Annotated in this window: 16 protein-coding genes; 15 read left to right on the plus strand and 1 reads right to left on the minus strand. The window is 62.9% G+C overall.

Annotated features, from left to right (window positions below; genetic code table 11):
• From flhB to H7993_RS12085, 15 genes are all read left to right on the plus strand, one after another.
• Positions 1-1137: a flagellar biosynthesis protein FlhB gene (gene flhB / locus H7993_RS12015; RefSeq protein ID WP_122713695.1), complete on the plus strand. Its 1137-nt coding sequence runs from the start codon at positions 1-3 to the stop codon at positions 1135-1137.
• Positions 1138-1349: 212 nt separating this feature from the next.
• Positions 1350-3479, plus strand: a complete 2130-nt coding sequence (gene flhA, locus H7993_RS12020; protein WP_122476754.1) for a flagellar biosynthesis protein FlhA — start codon at positions 1350-1352, stop codon at positions 3477-3479.
• Positions 3480-3490: 11 nt separating this feature from the next.
• Positions 3491-4810 carry a flagellar biosynthesis GTPase FlhF gene (gene flhF, locus H7993_RS12025; protein ID WP_185794512.1) on the plus strand — a complete coding sequence of 440 codons (1320 nt, stop codon included), beginning with the start codon at positions 3491-3493 and terminating at the stop codon, positions 4808-4810.
• Between the two features lie 118 nt (positions 4811-4928).
• On the plus strand, positions 4929-5762 hold the full coding sequence (gene fleN, locus H7993_RS12030) for a flagellar synthesis regulator FleN (protein ID WP_122475888.1): 834 nt from the start codon (positions 4929-4931) through the stop codon (positions 5760-5762).
• Complete coding sequence (fliA, locus tag H7993_RS12035) at positions 5756-6502, plus strand: RNA polymerase sigma factor FliA (RefSeq protein WP_342345044.1); 747 nt, start codon at positions 5756-5758, stop codon at positions 6500-6502. Before fleN ends, fliA begins: the two co-directional genes overlap by 7 nt.
• Positions 6503-6715: 213 nt before the next feature.
• Positions 6716-7090 carry a chemotaxis response regulator CheY gene (locus tag H7993_RS12040; protein ID WP_090362272.1) on the plus strand — a complete coding sequence of 125 codons (375 nt, stop codon included), beginning with the start codon at positions 6716-6718 and terminating at the stop codon, positions 7088-7090.
• Between the two features lie 19 nt (positions 7091-7109).
• The gene (locus tag H7993_RS12045) at positions 7110-7898 is read left to right on the plus strand and encodes a protein phosphatase CheZ (RefSeq protein WP_185794514.1); all 789 of its coding nucleotides are present in this window, start codon (positions 7110-7112) and stop codon (positions 7896-7898) included.
• 58 nt (positions 7899-7956) lie between these two features.
• Positions 7957-10131, plus strand: a complete 2175-nt coding sequence (locus H7993_RS12050) for a chemotaxis protein CheA (RefSeq protein WP_185794515.1) — start codon at positions 7957-7959, stop codon at positions 10129-10131.
• A gap of 16 nt (positions 10132-10147) precedes the next feature.
• Positions 10148-11272 carry a protein-glutamate methylesterase/protein-glutamine glutaminase gene (locus H7993_RS12055; protein WP_185794516.1) on the plus strand — a complete coding sequence of 375 codons (1125 nt, stop codon included), beginning with the start codon at positions 10148-10150 and terminating at the stop codon, positions 11270-11272.
• Positions 11272-12012 (plus strand): flagellar motor protein, encoded by a 741-nt coding sequence (locus tag H7993_RS12060; RefSeq protein ID WP_122475880.1) that lies wholly within the window; start codon positions 11272-11274, stop codon positions 12010-12012. Before H7993_RS12055 ends, H7993_RS12060 begins: the two co-directional genes overlap by 1 nt.
• An 11-nt stretch (positions 12013-12023) precedes the next feature.
• Positions 12024-12908, plus strand: a complete 885-nt coding sequence (gene motD, locus H7993_RS12065) for a flagellar motor protein MotD (RefSeq protein WP_185794517.1) — start codon at positions 12024-12026, stop codon at positions 12906-12908.
• A gap of 55 nt (positions 12909-12963) precedes the next feature.
• A complete protein-coding gene (locus H7993_RS12070; protein ID WP_122475877.1) occupies positions 12964-13752 on the plus strand; it encodes a ParA family protein in 789 nt (262 codons plus the stop codon).
• Positions 13752-14615 carry a CheW domain-containing protein gene (locus H7993_RS12075; protein ID WP_185794518.1) on the plus strand — a complete coding sequence of 288 codons (864 nt, stop codon included), beginning with the start codon at positions 13752-13754 and terminating at the stop codon, positions 14613-14615. Before H7993_RS12070 ends, H7993_RS12075 begins: the two co-directional genes overlap by 1 nt.
• A gap of 40 nt (positions 14616-14655) precedes the next feature.
• On the plus strand, positions 14656-15135 hold the full coding sequence (locus H7993_RS12080) for a chemotaxis protein CheW (protein WP_043186096.1): 480 nt from the start codon (positions 14656-14658) through the stop codon (positions 15133-15135).
• The gene (locus tag H7993_RS12085) at positions 15136-15528 is read left to right on the plus strand and encodes a DUF2802 domain-containing protein (RefSeq protein WP_049858773.1); all 393 of its coding nucleotides are present in this window, start codon (positions 15136-15138) and stop codon (positions 15526-15528) included.
• A 41-nt stretch (positions 15529-15569) separates the two neighbouring features.
• On the opposite strand, the gene H7993_RS12090 is transcribed toward H7993_RS12085, so the two are convergent.
• Complete coding sequence (locus H7993_RS12090) at positions 15570-18320, minus strand: dermonecrotic toxin domain-containing protein (protein ID WP_185794519.1); 2751 nt, start codon at positions 18318-18320, stop codon at positions 15570-15572.
• Between the last annotated feature and the right edge of the window lie 166 nt (positions 18321-18486).

Genomic DNA, 18486 nt, shown 5'->3' on the forward strand with positions numbered 1-18486 from the left:
ATGGCCGAAAGCGAAAGCGGTGCGGACAAGACAGAAGACCCCACGGACAAGCGCAAGAAGGATTCGCGCGAGAAGGGCGAGATCGCCCGTTCCAAGGAGCTCAACACGCTGGCAGTGATGGTCGCCGGGTGCGGCGCGCTGCTGGCGTTCGGCGGCCATCTTGCGCAAAGCCTGCTGGAACTGATGCGCAGCAACTTCACCTTGAGCCGCGAGGTGTTGCTCGATGAGCGCTACATGGGCATTTTTCTGCTGCAGTCGGGCAAGGTGGCGATTCTGGCGACCCAGCCGATTCTGCTGACCTTGCTGCTGGCGGCGCTGATCGGCCCGGTCGCGCTGGGCGGCTGGTTGTTCGCCGCCAGCTCCATGGCGCCCAAGTTCAGCCGCATGAACCCGGCCGCCGGCCTCAAGCGCATGTTCTCCATGCATGCATTGACCGAATTGCTGAAGGCGCTGGCCAAGTTCGCCATCACCCTGATCGTTGCCATGATGGTGCTGGCCAAAGACCGTACCGACCTGCTTGCGATTGCCAACGAGCCGCTGGAAATGGCGATCATCCACAGCGTGCAGCTGGTCGGCTGGAGCGCCTTGTGGATGTCCTGTGGGCTGGCGTTGATTGCCGCCGTGGACGTGCCGTTCCAGCTCTACAGCAGCAAACAGAAGCTGATGATGACCAAGCAGGAGGTCAAGGACGAGCACAAGGACTCCGAAGGCCGGCCCGAGGTAAAGGGGCGGGTACGCCAGTTGCAGCGCGAAATGTCGCAGCGCCGGATGATGACGGCGATTCCCGAAGCGGACGTGATCATCACCAACCCGACTCACTACGCGGTGGCGTTGAAATACGATCCGGAGAAGGGCAATGCGCCGGTATTGCTGGCCAAGGGCTCGGACTTCATTGCCTTGAAAATTCGCGAGATCGGCAACGAGCATCGCATCCAGGTGCTGGAGTCACCGGCCCTGGCGCGTTCGATCTTCTATTCCACCGAGATCGAACAGCAGATTCCTGCGGGGTTGTACCTGGCGGTGGCGCAGGTGCTTGCCTATGTCTACCAGATCCGCCAGTACCAGGCCGGGCGAGGCAAGCGTCCCGATCCGTTGCAGGACCTGCCGATCCCGCCGGATCTACAGCGGGACAGTTAGACCGCGTCGCGCCCTTCGCGGGCAGGTCGATACCCTGTGGGAGCGGGCTCTGCCCGCGAAGGCCGCGCCCCCGATAGATCGATTTCACTCCATCTCGGCAGCCCCTCGATAATCTTTAACCCCCTCCGGCAAAAGTTGGACCCCTTCTTGCACTACCCCTTGGCAAGACGCCTGGCGCGTCAAAAGTTCGCTTGGGGAAGTGGGGAATGTCGGTGGATCGCTCTCAATTAATCAACACCGCTCGCAGCAACATCGTCGGCCTTGGCCGCGGCAACCTTGGCGTGCCGCTGCTGTTGCTGGTGATGCTGGCGATGATGATGCTGCCGATCCCGGCACTGCTGCTGGACGTGTTCTTCACCTTCAACATCGCCTTGTCCATCGTCGTGCTGCTGGTGTGCGTGTACGCGCTGCGTCCGCTGGACTTCGCCGTGTTCCCGACCATCCTGCTGGTGGCCACGCTGCTGCGCCTTGCACTCAACGTGGCGTCGACGCGGGTGATCATGCTGCACGGCCAGGAAGGCCATGCCGCCGCAGGTAAAGTGGTCCAGGCATTCGGTGAGGTGGTGATCGGCGGTAACTACATCGTCGGTATCGTGGTGTTCGCCATCCTCATGATCATCAACTTCGTGGTGGTCACCAAGGGCGCCGGGCGCATCTCCGAAGTGAGCGCGCGGTTCACCCTGGATGCCATGCCCGGCAAGCAGATGGCCATCGACGCCGACCTCAACGCCGGCCTCATCGATCAGAACCAGGCCAAGGCGCGTCGTACCGAAGTGGCCGCCGAAGCCGAGTTCTACGGCTCGATGGACGGTGCCAGCAAGTTCGTCCGTGGCGACGCCATCGCCGGTCTGCTGATCCTGTTCATCAACCTGATCGGCGGCATGCTGGTGGGCATGTTGCAACACAACATGCCATTCGCCGAGGCAGGCAAGGTGTACGCCCTGTTGACCATCGGTGACGGCCTGGTCGCTCAGTTGCCATCGCTGTTGCTGTCCACCGCGGCAGCCATCATGGTGACCCGTGCTTCAGGCTCCGAGGAGATGGGCAAGCAGATCCAGCGGCAGATGTTCGCCTCGCCCAAGGCACTGGCCGTCTCCGGCGCGCTGATGGTGATCATGGGCATGGTGCCCGGAATGCCGCACATGGCCTTTATCACCCTGGGTGCCATCGCCGGTGGTGGTGCCTACCTTTTGTGGAAAAAGCAGAACGACGTCAAGGTCCAGGCCCAGGCCGAAGTGCAGCGCCAACAAGAGCTGCTGCCTTCACCGACGCGCACCCAGGAAACCAAGGAACTGGGCTGGGATGACGTGACGCCCATCGACATGATCGGCCTGGAAGTTGGCTACCGTTTGATCCCGCTGGTGGACCGCAATCAAGGCGGCCAATTGCTGGCGCGGATCAAGGGCGTACGCAAGAAGCTGTCCCAGGACCTGGGCTTCCTGATGCCTACCGTGCATATTCGCGACAACCTCGACCTGGCGCCCAGCGCCTATCGTTTGACGCTCATGGGGGTGATCCTCGCCGAAGCCGAGATCTACCCGGATCGCGAGCTGGCAATCAACCCCGGTCAGGTGTTCGGCTCGTTGAACGGCATCACCGCCAAGGATCCGGCGTTTGGTCTGGACGCGGTCTGGATCGACGTCAACCTGCGCAGCCAGGCGCAGTCGCTGGGCTACACGGTGGTCGATGCCAGTACGGTAGTGGCCACGCACTTGAACCAGATTCTGCAGAAGCATGCCCATGAGCTGATCGGCCACGAAGAAGTGCAACAATTGCTGCAAGTTCTGGCAAAAGGCTCGCCCAAGCTGGCCGAAGAGCTGGTTCCGGGCATCCTTTCGCTGTCTTCGCTGCTCAAGGTCCTGCAGGCCCTGCTGGCAGAGCAGGTACCCGTACGCGACATCCGCAGCATCGCAGAAGCCATCGCCAACAACGGGCATCGGAGTCAAGATACCGCCGCGCTGGTTCAGGCCGTCAGGGTCGGTTTGTCCCGCGCAATCGTGCAAAGCATTGTAGGCATTGAGTCGGAGCTGCCTGTCATCACGCTGGAACCAAGGTTGGAACAGATATTGCTAAATAGTCTTCAGAAGGCTGGTCAGGGTCAGGAAGAAGGCGTTTTGCTGGAACCGAGCATGGCGGAAAAACTGCAGAGATCCCTGATCGATGCGGCGCAGCGGCAGGAGATGCAGGGCCAACCGGTGATACTGCTGGTGGCCGGTCCGGTCCGCGCGATGCTGTCACGCTTCGGTCGCCTGGCGATCCCCAACCTTCACGTACTGGCCTATCAGGAAATCCCTGATAACAAGCAAGTCACCATCGTTGCGACAGTAGGGCCCAACGGCTGAGGTAGTGGGTTATGCAAGTGAAGCGATTTTTCGCCGCCGACATGCGTCAGGCCATGAAATTGGTCCGCGATGAGCTGGGCGCCGACGCTGCCATCATTGGCAACCGTCGCATCGCCGGCGGCGTCGAGCTGACCGCAGCGCTGGACTACAAGCTGTCGGCCCTGGCGCCGCGCGTGCCCAACCTCGAGTTGGAAGAAGAGCTGCGCAAGACCCAATCGCGCATCGTTTCGGCCCAGGCCGAGCTGAGCACCCGTGGCGAGAGCGATGCGGCCACCAACCGCCAGCTGGTTGCCGGCCTGCCGTTGACCGCCGCCGAGCCGCTGGTCGAGCCGCGTCGCGAAGAGCCCCCGCGTGTGCAGGTGGCCCCGGCGCCACAGCCTGCCGTCGACCAACGTCTTTTCGATTCCATGCGTTCCGAACTCAACGGTTTGCGCCAACTGCTGGAAGTGCAGCTGGGCTCCCTGGCCTGGACCCAGCTGCAAGGCAGCAAGCCGGCGCAGGCGAATCTGTGGCGTCGTTTGCAGCGCATCGGCTTGTCCGGCCCGATCGCTCGCGAGCTGCTCAGCCTGACCAGCGAAATCAACGAACCTCGGCAGGCATGGCGGATGCTGCTGGCGCACTTGGCGCGTATGATCCGTACACCGGAAGTGGAACCGCTCGAAGAAGGTGGCGTGATCGCCATGGTCGGCCCGGCTGGCATGGGCAAGACCACCACCCTGGCCAAGCTGGCGGCCCGTTATGTGCTCAAGTACGGTTCCCAGAGCGTGGCGCTGGTGAGCATGGACAGCTTTCGCATCGGTGCCCAGGAACAACTCAAGACCCTGGGCCGCATTCTCAATGTATCGGTGACTCAGGTCGATCCGGGCCAGTCATTGGTACAGGCCCTGGAACCCCTGCTGCGCAAGCGCGTGGTATTGATCGACACCGCTGGCCTGCAAGCCAGCGATCCGGCCCTGCGCATGCAGCTCGAAAGCCTGGCCGGACGCGGGATCAATGCGCGCAACTACCTCGTGCTGGCTACTACCAGCCAGAAGCAGGTGCTCAGCGCGGCGTACCATAGCTACAAGCGTTGCGGTCTGGCCGGGTGCATCCTGACCAAACTGGATGAAACGGCCTGTCTCGGCGAAGTGCTGAGCCTGGCCATCAGTCAGGAACTGCCGATTGCCTATCTTACCGATGGGCCGCGCATTCCCGATGACTTGCATTTGCCGCGCCGGCACCAGTTGGTCAGCCGCGCAGTGAGCGTGCAAATGCAAGAAGAGCCCAGCGAAGAGGCTATGGCCGATATGTTCGCGGGTCTCTACCACAGCCCCGACAAGCGAGTTGGCTGAGGTGAAGAACGTTATGCAAACACACTCTTCCTGCATCGTAGGGTTGCCAGGAAACACTCGAGCAATCGAACTGGCAGCCACTCGTGTGGCCTCGGTCTAGACAAGGTAAAGAACGAACATGGGCAGCATGCATCCCGTACAGGTGATCGCGGTGACCGGCGGCAAAGGTGGCGTCGGCAAGACTAATGTGTCAGTGAACTTGTCCCTGGCGTTGGCCGAGCTCGGCCGCCGGGTCATGTTGCTGGACGCCGACCTTGGCCTGGCCAACGTCGACGTGTTGCTGGGCCTGACCCCCAAGCGCACCCTGGCCGATGTGATCGAAGGTCGCTGCGAACTGCGCGACGTGATGTTGCAGGGCCCCGGCGGCATCCGTGTCGTGCCGGCAGCCTCGGGTACCCAGAGCATGGTGCAGTTGAGCCCGGCCCAGCATGCCGGCCTGATCCAGGCCTTCAGCGATGTGGGCGACAACCTCGACGTACTGATCATCGACACCGCCGCCGGTATCGGCGAATCGGTAGTGAGCTTTGTCCGCGCCGCCCAGGAAGTCCTGCTCGTGGTATGCGACGAGCCCACCTCGATCACCGATGCCTACGCCTTGATCAAGCTGCTCAACCGCGATTACGGCATGAACCGCTTCCGGGTCCTGGCCAACATGGCGCAGAGCCCCCAGGAAGGGCGCAATCTGTTCGCCAAGCTGACCAAGGTGACCGATCGCTTCCTCGACGTTGCCCTGCAGTACGTCGGCGCCGTGCCCTACGATGAGTCGGTGCGCAAGGCCGTGCAGAAGCAGCGCGCCGTGTACGAGGCGTTCCCCCGTTCCAAATGCTCGCTGGCCTTCAAGGCGATCGCGCAGAAAGTAGACACCTGGCCTTTGCCGGCCAACCCCCGTGGCCACCTGGAGTTCTTCGTCGAACGCCTGGTCCAGCAAACCAGCGCAGGGCCCGTATCATGAGTGCCAGCGGATACCGTATGTACAGCAAGGCGTCGCGCGACTCGCAGCAGCATCAGCTGATCGAGCAATACGCGCCGCTGGTCAAGCGTATCGCCTATCACCTGCTGGCGCGTCTGCCAGCCAGCGTGCAGGTGGAAGACCTGATCCAGGCCGGCATGATCGGTCTGCTGGAGGTCTCGACCAAGTACGACTCGAGCAAGGGGGCCAGTTTCGAGACCTACGCCGGTATTCGTATCCGCGGCGCCATGCTCGACGAAGTGCGCAAGGGCGACTGGGCGCCGCGTTCGGTGCACCGCAATACCCGCATGGTCAGTGATGCCATTCGCCGAATCGAGTCGAAAACCGGTCGCGACGCTAAAGATCACGAGATCGCTGCCGAACTTAGTCTGAGTCTGGATGATTACTACGGGATCCTGAACGATACCCTGGGCAGCCGCTTGTTCAGTTTCGACGATCTGCTGCAGGACGGTGAGCACGAGGGCCTGCACGAAGACGGCGCCAGCGGTTCGCTGGAGCCCTCGCGGGATCTCGAGGACGAACGCTTTCAAAGCGCGCTGGCCGAGGCCATCGCCAACCTGCCCGAGCGCGAGAAGCTGGTCCTGTCGTTGTATTACGACGAAGAGCTGAACCTCAAGGAAATCGGCGAGGTACTGGGTGTCAGCGAATCGCGGGTAAGCCAGTTGCACAGCCAGTGCGCGGCGCGACTTCGCGGGCGCCTGGGGGAATGGCGGGCACGCTGAAGGAACGGCAAGACCGGTGCGGGCTTTGTCGCGGGCAGAGCCCGCTCCCACACAGGTCGAGACCGTGGAAGCGGGCTCTGTCCGTGAAGAGGCCCGCTGGCGTAGCGCGGGTAGGCGATCTGCAGCGGCAAGTGGCTCAGGCGAATTCGATTGTTATGCACGTCCAGGGGCTGGGCGTGTTCAAGACTGCTGGAGGTCTAATTGGACAAGAACATGAAAATCCTCATCGTCGACGATTTCTCGACGATGCGGCGCATCATCAAGAACCTGCTGCGTGACCTGGGCTTCACCAACACCGCCGAGGCCGACGATGGCAACACCGCCTTGCCGATGTTGCACAGCGGCAACTTCGATTTTCTCGTCACCGACTGGAACATGCCTGGCATGTCCGGCATCGACCTGCTGCGCCAGGTGCGCGCCGACGATCGCCTCAAGCACCTGCCGGTGCTGATGGTCACCGCCGAGGCCAAGCGCGAGCAGATCATCGAAGCCGCCCAGGCCGGGGTCAACGGGTATGTGGTCAAGCCTTTCACTGCGCAAGTGCTGAAAGAAAAAATCGAAAAGATTTTCGAGCGCGTCAATAGCTGAAGTCTGCAATGGGGGCGCAATGGACCACAAACAAAGCACGTTGGGGGACTTCGAGTCGACCCTGAAAAAACACGCCGTGGAGCTGGTCGACAGCCTTGAAAAAGGCCGTTTCGGCGACGCGGTGCAATTGATCCACGAACTGAACCAGACCCGCGATCGCGGCCTGTATCAGGAAGTGGGCAAGCTTACGCGCGAGCTGCACAGCGCAATCGTCAGTTTCCAGATCGATCCGAACATCCCCCAGGCCGAAGAGGTTTCGCAGATCACCGACGCGACCGAACGTCTGTCGTATGTGGTACGCCTGACCGAAAACGCGGCCAATCGCACCATGGATCTGGTCGAGCAGAGCACCCCGGTGCTCAATACGCTGAGTGCCGAAGCCAGTGCCTTGAGCGCCGACTGGCAGCGCTTCATGCGCCGCGAAGTGGCCGCCGACGAGTTCCGCGAACTGGCGCGCCGGGTCGACAGCTTCCTGACCCGCAGCGAGCAGGGCAATCGCGAAGTCGCCAGCCACCTCAACGACATCGTGCTGGCCCAGGATTATCAGGACCTCACCGGCCAGGTCATCAAGCGTGTCACCGCGCTGGTCACCGAAGTGGAGAGCAACCTGCTCAAACTGGTCCTGATGGCCAGCCAGGTCGATCGCTTCGCCGGCATCCAGCATGATCACGAACAGCTCCGCGCCGAAAAAGATCAAGAAAAACATCCCGCCAAGGGTGAAGGTCCGCAGATCCATGCCGATAAACGTGAAGACGTCGTATCCGGTCAGGACGATGTCGACGATCTGCTGTCCAGTCTGGGCTTCTAGGCCACCGCCTGCGCCTGACTGTGTTGACCGTTAATCACGTATTCCAGGGAGCATCCACATGAGCTTCGGCGCCGACGAAGAAATCCTTCAGGATTTCCTGGTAGAGGCCGGCGAAATTCTCGAGCAACTGTCCGAACAACTGGTCGAGCTGGAAAGCCGTCCCGATGATGCCGACTTGCTCAATGCAATTTTTCGCGGTTTTCACACTGTAAAAGGCGGCGCCGGCTTCCTCCAGCTCAACGAGCTGGTGGAGTGCTGCCATATCGCCGAGAACGTCTTCGACATCTTGCGCAAAGGTGAGCGCCGGGTCGACGCCGAACTCATGGATGTCGTTCTCGAAGCGCTGGACGCGGTCAACGGCATGTTCACCGAGGTGCGTGAACGCTCCCCGGTCACGCCGGCCAGCCCCCAGTTGCTCGATGCCCTGGCGCGCCTGGCCGAACCGGCTGCGGCGGTCGTTGCGCCGTCCGTGGCGGTGCCCGTTGCGGCGCCCGCCTCGACGCCGGGCGAAGACATCACCGACAGCGAGTTCGAGCAATTGCTCGATTCCTTGAGCGCGGCCAAAGCGCAGGCCGCCGCGCCCACCGCGTCCGCTGCTGCACAGCACGGCGCGGCCAGCGACGATATCACCGACGACGAATTCGAGTCGCTGCTCGACCAGCTGCACGGCAAGGGTCAGTTCGCGGTCGATGCGCTAGCGCCGGCTGCGGCATCGCCAGCCGCTTCGGCGCAGGCTGCCGTGGGTGCGTCTGGCGACGAGATCACCGACGACGAGTTCGAGGCGCTGCTCGACCAGTTGCATGGCAAGGGTACGTTCACTGCCGATGCGGTCACGCCACCGCCTGCCCAGGCGCAGGCTCAGGCTCCCACGAGCGACCAGATCACCGACGACGAGTTCGAATCACTGCTCGACCAACTGCATGGCAAGGGCAAGTTCAGCGATGTCGCCAGCCTGCCCGAGACGCAGCCGGCTCCGGCCGCGCCCGCGCCGGTGGCGGCACCGCGCAAGGTCGAGGCAGCCCCTGCACGTGCACCGGTGGCCGAGAAACCGGTTGCCAGCGAAGCCGAGACGACCGTACGGGTCGACACCGCGCGCCTGGACGAAATCATGAACATGGTCGGCGAACTGGTGCTGGTGCGCAACCGCCTGGTGCGCCTGGGCGCCAACAGCAGCGACGAAGCCATGTCCAAGGCCGTATCGAACCTGGACGTGGTCACGGCCGACCTGCAGACGGCCGTCATGAAGACGCGCATGCAGCCGATCAAGAAGGTCTTCGGACGCTTCCCGCGGCTGGTCCGCGACCTGGCGCGGCAGTTGAAGAAGGAAATCAACCTGGAACTGGTCGGTGAAGAAACCGACCTGGACAAGAATCTCGTCGAGGCCCTGGCCGACCCGTTGGTGCACTTGGTGCGCAACGCCGTCGACCACGGCATCGAGACGCCGGAAGAGCGCGAACGCAACGGCAAGGCGCGCGGTGGGCGCGTGGTGTTGTCGGCGGAGCAGGAAGGCGACCATATCCTCTTGTCGATCAGCGATGACGGCAAGGGCATGGACCCTGCGGTCCTGCGCGCCAAGGCCGTGGAAAAGGGCCTGATGGACCGCGACGCCGCCGACCGCCTCAGCGAGTCCGACTGCTACAACCTGATTTTCGCGCCGGGCTTTTCCACCAAGACGGAAATTTCCGACGTGTCGGGCCGCGGCGTCGGCATGGACGTGGTCAAGACCAAGATCAGCCAGCTGAATGGCTCGATCAACATCTACTCGGCCAAGGACCAAGGCTCGAAGATCGTCATCAAGGTGCCGCTGACCCTGGCAATCATGCCGACGCTGATGGTGATGCTGGGCAACCAGGCGTTCGCCTTCCCGCTGGTCAACGTCAACGAGATCTTCCACCTGGACCTCTCGCGCACCAACGTCGTCGATGGCCAGGAAGTGGTCATCGTGCGCGACAAGGCGCTGCCGTTGTTCTACCTCAAGCGCTGGCTGGTCAAGTCGGCGGCCCACGAGGAGCAGGGCGAGGGCCACGTGGTCATCCTGTCGGTCGGCACCCAACGCATCGGTTTCGTGGTCGACCAACTGGTCGGGCAGGAAGAAGTGGTGATCAAGCCGCTGGGCAAGATGCTGCAGGGCACGCCCGGCATGTCCGGCGCGACCATCACTGGTGACGGCCGAATCGCCTTGATCCTCGATGTACCGAGCATGCTCAAGCGCTACGCCGCACGGCGTATCTGATCGTAGTGGAGTGTTTATGGCAGTCAAGGTCCTGGTGGTGGATGATTCCGGTTTTTTCCGCCGCCGCGTCTCGGAAATTCTTTCGTCGGACCCCACCATCCAGGTGGTCGGGACCGCTACCAATGGCCGCGAAGCGATCGATCAGGCCCTGGCGCTCAAACCCGATGTGATCACCATGGACTACGAGATGCCGATGATGGACGGCATCACTGCCGTGCGTCATATCATGCAGCGCTGTCCCACCCCGGTCCTGATGTTTTCCTCCCTCACCCACGAGGGCGCGCGGGTAACCCTCGACGCCCTCGACGCGGGGGCGGTGGATTACCTGCCGAAGAATTTCGAAGACATTTCTCGCAACCCCGAGAAGGTCAAACAGATGCTCTGCGAGAAGATCCACACACTCTCGCGCAGCAACCGCCGGCTGGGTGCGCACATGGCCACGCCCGCTCCGGCGCTCGCGGCCGCGGCCTCTACAGCCGCCCTGACACCGTCGCGGCCCGTGCCAACGCGTACGCCCGCACCGGTGACGCCGGTGCGGGCGCCGGCGCCGACCGCCAGCAGTGCGACGCCGCGGCGCAAGCCTTACAAACTGGTGGCCATCGGCACTTCCACCGGAGGGCCGGTGGCGCTTCAGCGCGTGCTGACCCAGCTGCCGGCACATTTTCCAACGCCGATCGTGCTCGTCCAGCACATGCCGGCCGCCTTCACTCGCGCGTTCGCCGAGCGCCTCGACAAGCTGTGCCGGATCAGCGTCAAGGAAGCCGAGGACGGCGACGTGCTGCGTCCCGGGCTGGCATTGCTGGCGCCCGGCGGCAAGCAGATGATGATCGACGGCCGCGGCGCGGTGAAGATTCTGCCCGGTGACGAGCGCCTGAACTACAAACCCTGCGTGGACATCACGTTTGGTTCGGCGGCCAAGTCCTACGGCGACAAGGTCCTGGCGGTGGTGCTTACCGGCATGGGCGCCGACGGTCGAGAGGGCGCGCGCCTGCTCAAGCAGGGCGGCAGTCACATCTGGGCCCAGGACGAAGCAAGCTGCGTGATCTACGGCATGCCCATGGCCATCGTCAAGGCTGGCCTGGCCGACGCCATCTACAGCCTCGACGACATTGGCCGGCACCTGGTCGAGGCGTGCGGCTGATGGATGTACTCAGCCTGATCGGGATCATCCTCGCGTTCGTTGCCATCATCGGTGGCAATTTTCTCGAGGGTGGCCACCTGTCGGCGCTGCTCAATGGTCCTGCCGCGCTGATCGTGGTCGGTGGCACGCTGGCGGCGGCGCTGATCCAGTCGCCCATGAGTGCGTTCAAGCGCGCACTGCACAATGTGCGCTGGATTCTCTTTCCGCCCAGGATCGACATGGCCGGCGGTATCGATCGTGTGGTGAACTGGAGCCTGGTCTCGCGCAAGGAAGGTTTGCTCGGGCTGGAAGCCAGTGCCGAAGCCGAGCCCGACGACTACGCACGAAAGGGGCTTCAGTTGCTGGTCGATGGCGCCGAGGCCGCGGCCATCCGCAGCGTGCTCGAAGTCGATCTGTACAACCGTGAAACCCGTGATTTGCAGGCGGCCAAGGTGTTCGAAAGCATGGGTGGCTATGCGCCCACCATCGGCATCATCGGTGCGGTGATGGGCTTGATCCACGTCATGGGCAACCTGGCCGACCCCAGCCAGCTGGGCAACGGCATCGCGGTGGCGTTCGTGGCGACCATCTACGGTGTAGCCAGCGCCAACCTGCTTTTGCTGCCGGTGGCGCACAAGCTCAAGGCGCTCGCCCAGCGTCAGGCGGCCTATCGGGAAATGCTGCTCGAAGGGCTGCTGTCCATCGCCGAAGGTGAGAACCCACGCTCGATCGAAATGAAGCTGCAAGGCTACCTCGACTAGGAGAGCATGGCATGGCCCGTCGTCGTCGCCTCGAAGAGCCGGAAAACCACGAACGCTGGTTGGTGTCCTATGCCGATTTCATCACCCTGCTGTTCGCTTTCTTCGTGGTGATGTATTCGATCTCGTCGGTCAACGAAGGCAAGTACAAGGTCTTGTCGCAGGCGCTGGTGGGGGTGTTCAGCGACCCGGACCGTAGCGTCAGGCCCATCCCGATCGGCGAGGAGCGACCCTTGACCACCCGTCCTGTGCAGCCGCTGGTCACCGACAGCGAGCAATCGGAAGCGGCCATCGGCGAGGCGGTCGACCCATTGCAGACCATTGCCGACAATGTCCGTCAGGCGTTCGGCGACCTGATTGCTTCGGATCAACTGACCGTGCGCGGCAACGAGCTGTGGATCGAGATCGAACTCAAGTCCAGCCTGCTGTTCGGCAGTGGCGATGCCATGCCCAGCGACATGGCGTTCGCCATCGTCGACAAGGTGGCGGGCATTCTCAAGCCCTTCGACAATCCGGTTCATGTCGAGGGTTTCACCGACAACCTGCCCATCAGCACTGCGCAGTTCCCGACCAACTGGGAGCTGTCGACCGCTCGGGCAGCGAGCATTGTGCGCATGATGGCCATGGAAGGCATCGACCCGCGGCGCATGGCGGCGGTCGGTTATGGTGAGTTCCAGCCGGTGGCCGACAACGCCAGCGCCGATGGAAGAGGGCGCAACCGTCGGGTGGTGCTGGTCATTTCGCGCAACCTTGACGTGCGTCGCAGCATCACCAGTTCTGGCAGCGCCAACGCCCAGCCGGATGCAGCATTGCGCCGGGCTGGCACACAAACTGCAAAGACGCCCTTAACCGTGCCGTCCGCGCCTGGGTCTGTCAAAAGTCCGCCGCCCGGCCCATAACCCGAAAGCTTCACTATCTCGGTAGTGCGCCATTTACCGAGGGGAAATTATCACCATGAGAGTCTGGGCAGTAGCCAATCAAAAAGGCGGGGTAGGCAAGACCACGACTTCGATCGCCTTGGCCGGTTTGCTCGCCGAGGCGGGCAAGCGCGTGGTCATGGTCGATCTCGATCCGCATGGCTCGATGACCAGTTATTTCGGGCACAACCCCGATGAACTGGCGCACAGCTGTTACGACCTGTTCCTGCACAAGGGCGCCGTGCCGCCAGGCCTGGCTCATCAACTGCTGCTGCCGACCGGCGAGGCCAACGTCTCGTTGCTGCCTTCGAGCACCGCATTGGCGACGCTGGAGCGCCAGCAACCGGGGCAGAGCGGCCTGGGCCTGGTGATTGCCAAGACCCTGGCGCAACTGTGGCAGGACTTCGACTACGCCGTGATTGACAGCCCGCCGCTGCTGGGCGTGCTCATGGTCAATGCATTGGCGGCGAGCCAGCAACTGGTGATCCCGGTACAGACCGAGCACCTGGCAGTCAAAGGCCTGGAGCGCATGGTCAGCACCTTGACCATGATCAACCGTTCGCGCCGTCAGGCCCTGCCATACAGCATCGTTCCGACGTTGTTCGACCGTCGTACCCAGGCGTCGCTGAGCACCCTGCGCACCTTGCGCGACGATTACCCACAGCACATATGGCCGGGTTACATCCCGGTCGACACGCGTCTGCGCGACGCCAGCCGGGCCGGACAGACACCCTCGCGCTTCGACGGCAAGAGCCGGGCCGTGGTCGCCTACCGGGCCTTGCTCAAGCATTTGCTGGCCCAACAACTCGTCGCGCAGGTAGCCTGATGAACCGTCCCGTCGATATTGCCCAACGGCCCCAGGTGGCCTTGCAGTCCTACCTGGACGGCCTGTTGCATGAAGCCACCGAGGCGTTCGAAGCGCTCGATCTCGACGCCGGCCTGGACAGACTCGACGAGTTCCAGGCAGCCGTGCTCGAGGAACAGGTGCGCGATGCTGCAAGCCTGCAGCCGGTACCAGTGCCAGTGCCAGTGCTTTCGCCGCCGGTGCAGGGGCAGGTGCCCACGCCCATTGCCGATTCAATCTCGTCAGCCGAGTCGGCGCTGGTCGCACCGGTGGTCGATGTCCATCTGCCGTCGGCAAGTCTGCAGCCGCTCTCGGTAACCGTAGATGGCCGCCCCAGCTGGGCCGCCGAGCCGTTCGAGTGCCTGCTGTTCGACGTTGCCGGGCTGACCCTGGCCGTGCCGCTGGTGTGCCTGGGTTCGATCTATGCATTGGCTGGCCAGACCCTGACGCCGCTGTTCGGCCAGCCCGACTGGTTTCTCGGCATCCTGCCCAGCAACAGTGGCAACCTGAAAGTGCTCGACACCGCGCGTTGGGTGATGCCCGATCGCTACCGCGACGATTTCCGCCAGGGGTTGCAGTACGTGATTTCGGTGCAGGGCTACGAGTGGGGTCTGGCCGTGCACCAGGTCAGCCGCTCGCTGCGCCTGGACCCCAACGAGATCAAGTGGCGCAGTCAGCGCGGCCAGCGGCCATGGCTGGCGGGAACCGTCATCGAACACATGTGCGCGCTGCTGGACGTCGCCGAACTGGCCGAGCTGATCGCCAGTGGCGGCGCACGCCATCTGCGTCCAGTCGCCTCGGCGCCAGGCAAGCCTGCCGCCACCACCGCTATCGTCAAGAATTGAATGAACACGCCGCCGTCATGGCATTTGAGGGGTTAGTAGCATGAAGAAGTCGTCCGCCCAAGGTTCCGAAGATCCGATCCTGCAGTGGGTCACCTTCCGTCTGGACAATGAAACCTACGGCATCAATGTGATGCAGGTGCAGGAAGTGTTGCGCTACACCGAAATCGCACCGGTGCCGGGTGCGCCCAGCTACGTGTTGGGTATCATCAACCTGCGCGGTAACGTGGTCACGGTGATCGATACGCGTCAGCGCTTCGGTCTGGATTCCAGCGATGTCAGCGACAATACGCGCATCGTCATCATCGAGGCCGACAAGCAGGTGGTAGGGATTCTGGTCGACAGCGTCGCCGAGGTTGTCTACCTGCGCCAGTCCGAAGTCGAAACGGCGCCCAACGTCGGTAACGACGAGTCGGCCAAGTTCATTCAGGGCGTGTGCAACAAGAATGGCGAACTGCTGATTCTTGTCGAGCTGGACAAGATGATGTCCGAAGAAGAGTGGTCCGAGCTGGAGAATATCTGATTGATCTTCGAGGTTGCAGTCGTCCTGCTGGCGGTGCTGTGGGTTGGAACGGTCTCGCTGTTCCTGTCCTACCAGAAAAGCCAGCGCCTGCTGGCTGCTGAACAGGCGGCAGGCGATGCGCTGCGCGATCAGCGGCTGCGCGAGCTGACCAAGCGCCTGGACGACTACCAGAATCTCAACGTGCGCCTGGGCGAAGCACTGCACGAGTTGCGCGCGGTGGTTGGGCCATTGCCGGAGAAGCTGGCCCAGCTCGAGCAACGCGACCCCGGCAGCCTGTCGTTTGCCCAGGCGGGCAAGTTGGTGGCCATGGGCGCGTCGGTGGATGAGCTGACCCAGGCCTGCGGCCTCACCCAGGCCGAGGCCGAGCTGATGAGCAAACTGCACCGCGGCTGAGCGCCCAGCGCCTGTTGCTCGTCAGCATCCGGCGGTGTCACTCAGGTGTGGGTCCAGCTCAGGCTGCTGCCTACCCGCGAAAAGCGGTTGAGTGGCGTGAGTGTCTGATACGCATCGTTGAACCCCGACCAGTCGAGGACGCCGTTGATGTCGCGGATCGGCAACGCCGCCAGGTTCCACGCTTCGCGGTACTGCGCCAGCTCAAGCAACCGCTGGCTGATGGTGTGGTTGAGTGCACCGGGCCCGCTGATGTGGTTCAAGGTAATGGCATAACGCTGGAAGCCTTCGGGATCGGTTGCCCGATCCGGACGGCTATCGTAGAACCGTGGCTGCGCCTCGAAGCGCTCCAGCATCGTTTGCGACACTGCATCCAGGGTCGGATTGCCCGCGTGGCTGCCGATCATGCTGTTGCCGAACTGGATGTTCATGCCCAGGGTTTCATTGGACAGGGGCACCGAAAGGATCAGGCCTCGGTCCGACGTGCGCAGCGGTACGCTATCGATGGGTTCGGCCAGCTGCCCCATGGGGGTTTTCTCTCCGGGTGCGAGGATGCTGTCGTCCATATCCATGTACAGGCCGCCTTCGCTTTTCAGAATTCGATAGCGCAGCACGTCGGATGCCGAAGCGTAGTTGGTGGCGATTCCGCCGTTGCCTTCGATGGCCGCCTGGTATTGCCGAAAATAGCGACTGCGTTTGAACGCCGTGTACAGCGGATGCGGTTCGAACGGGATGACCCGCAGCGAGGGCGCATGCTGGGCCAACAGCTCGACATTGCGCGCATAGGCTTGCGGTGAGGTCGTGGAAAGGAACAGGCGGTATTGGTAACTGCTGTCGCGCAGCAGGGCGGCATTGCGTCCTACGTTTTCCAGCAAGGCAGCGCTGATGACCTTGTCGCCGACCCACAGGCAGGAGATTTTCTTCGCGATGGCTTTCATGACCGGTGGGCGCAGTTCGCCAAGGCTCAGCGGCAGTGTCAGATCGACCCCCAGCGCCCGTAGGGTCTGCGCGCGCTGGGCGTCGGTGACGGGCCGCGCGACGTTCGGCAACCGCGACAGCGAGCGCCCGCCAGGCTGCGGCGCCACGTAGCACGGCGGATCGATCTCGTTGAGGTCGGTGCTCTGGACGAAGGCGTCACGCTCCACATCGTAGTGAACGGCAGCGACGTATCCGTCTATTTCACATTCCAGAAGGTCGTGCCTGCCACTGTAGCTGGGCACGCGAATGATGGCATCGCTAAGCGCCTGGTCCGCCCCGGCCACGGGTTGCACCGATTGCGGCAGGCTGAAGGCGGTCTCCAGAACTGGCTCCAGGGCCGCAAGGTGCGGGGCCTGCACCGGGCTCAGCGGGTAGCCGAGCTGGCCGTTGATGCGTGCCGGGATGACGAACTCGGCACGCTTGAAGCGGAAGATTGCCGGTCTTTGGGGAATCTGCAGGTGCAGCAGTGGGGTTGCATTGAGCATGCCCCAGACCGCATCGCCGGCGCCGGCGGCGCGCTGCTCCAGGTTTTTCCCGTTGATTGCCCGATCCAGCCCAAGGCCTAGTTGAGCAAGGCCGCCCAAGGCAAAGATTGGCGCCAGTTCCGGCACCACCATCGCGATCGGGGCCAGGGTGTTGATGGCCGAAGTGAAGTAGCCGCGCCACTTTTCCTGGGTTACCGAGCTGTCGGTGTCGATGATGAACGCGGCGTCCTGCTCGCTGCGTTTCTTCTGTTGGCGGGCCATGGCCATGAACAGGTCGCCTTCGATGGGCGGGCTGTAGTAGCTCGTCCGGTAGTTGACCGTATCCTCGGGTACCCACAAACCGCTGGTGGCGAAACCGGGATGTCTGTCGGGATCGAAATGGTGGTAGGCGGGGTACAGGCCCAGACCCGTAAGCGCGGTGGCGAGGCCACTGAAACCCAGCGTGTCGGCTTCGTCGCCGGGTGGAAAGTGTGCTTCGAGCGCTCGACGCGTGTGTGGATGCTTGCAGTGCTTGGCCACCCACCGCTTCATCGACGATTCGTCGGTGAATTCGTGGAACGGCGAGCTGTTGCCGGGTATGTACAGCACCGTCAGCCCGGTCGCAGTGTTTTTCAGGCACAGCAGATTGGTCGCTGCATAGCCGTAGATATTCAGGCAGGCGACGTGTACGGCATGAGGCCGCGGCAGCAGGCCTGCAATCTGCCAGGCCAGAACCCGACCGGCATCGCTCAGGCTCGCGTGGCTCGTCTGCCTGTTGCAGGCCGCGATGAAGTTGACTTTGGCCGCATCGCGGTAGGCTTGCAGTCCGTTTTTCCAGTAGCCCTTGAGCATGTGCTTGTAGGGCGTCTGGAAGTCCATGTGCCAGATGAAGCGTTGAAACTCTTCGGCAGGAAGGCGTACGTGGTTGGCCGGGTCGTAGCCCGCCGACGATGTCTGCCGGTACAGGCCGTTGTACACCAGGTACTCGCTGCCATAGTCGAACAAACCCTTTTCATCCAGATGGTCGACCAGGGTGATCGGGTAGGGCGGCGGGGTGCCGGCCCAAGCAGCATGCAGGGCGGCGCCGATCAGATCATTGTTCGATTCGCCCTGCCAGTTCGACAGCAGCGCCTGGGTCATGGTCAGCTTGCGCACGACCTTGGCGATGCAGCGCTGGCCTTTGAATCGATAGTGCAGGGTAACGGCGTCGACCTTGTCCGGATTCAGCTCCAGGCCCTGTTTCGACGCCCACTTGCGTACCGCATCGGCAGCGGCGCGATCGGGCCTGGGGTAATCCTGGAGGGCGTCGCGGACGGCTTGCACACCCTGCGGGCTGATGAATCGGGAAGTCATGGCGGTATTCCTTTCAGAGCACGGAAAGTCGTGCCAGGCCATGATTCGTTCGGCGCATCGGGTGGACGTGGTAACTATTTAGGGCGGCCGCCGCCGGTACCGATAGCAAACCGGCCCGGTAAAGGCTATCGACGCGATCGCCGTAGACTCGATTCAAGGGGTGGAA

This window comes from Pseudomonas baltica, assembly GCF_014235765.1.
GTDB lineage: Bacteria > Pseudomonadota > Gammaproteobacteria > Pseudomonadales > Pseudomonadaceae > Aquipseudomonas > Aquipseudomonas baltica.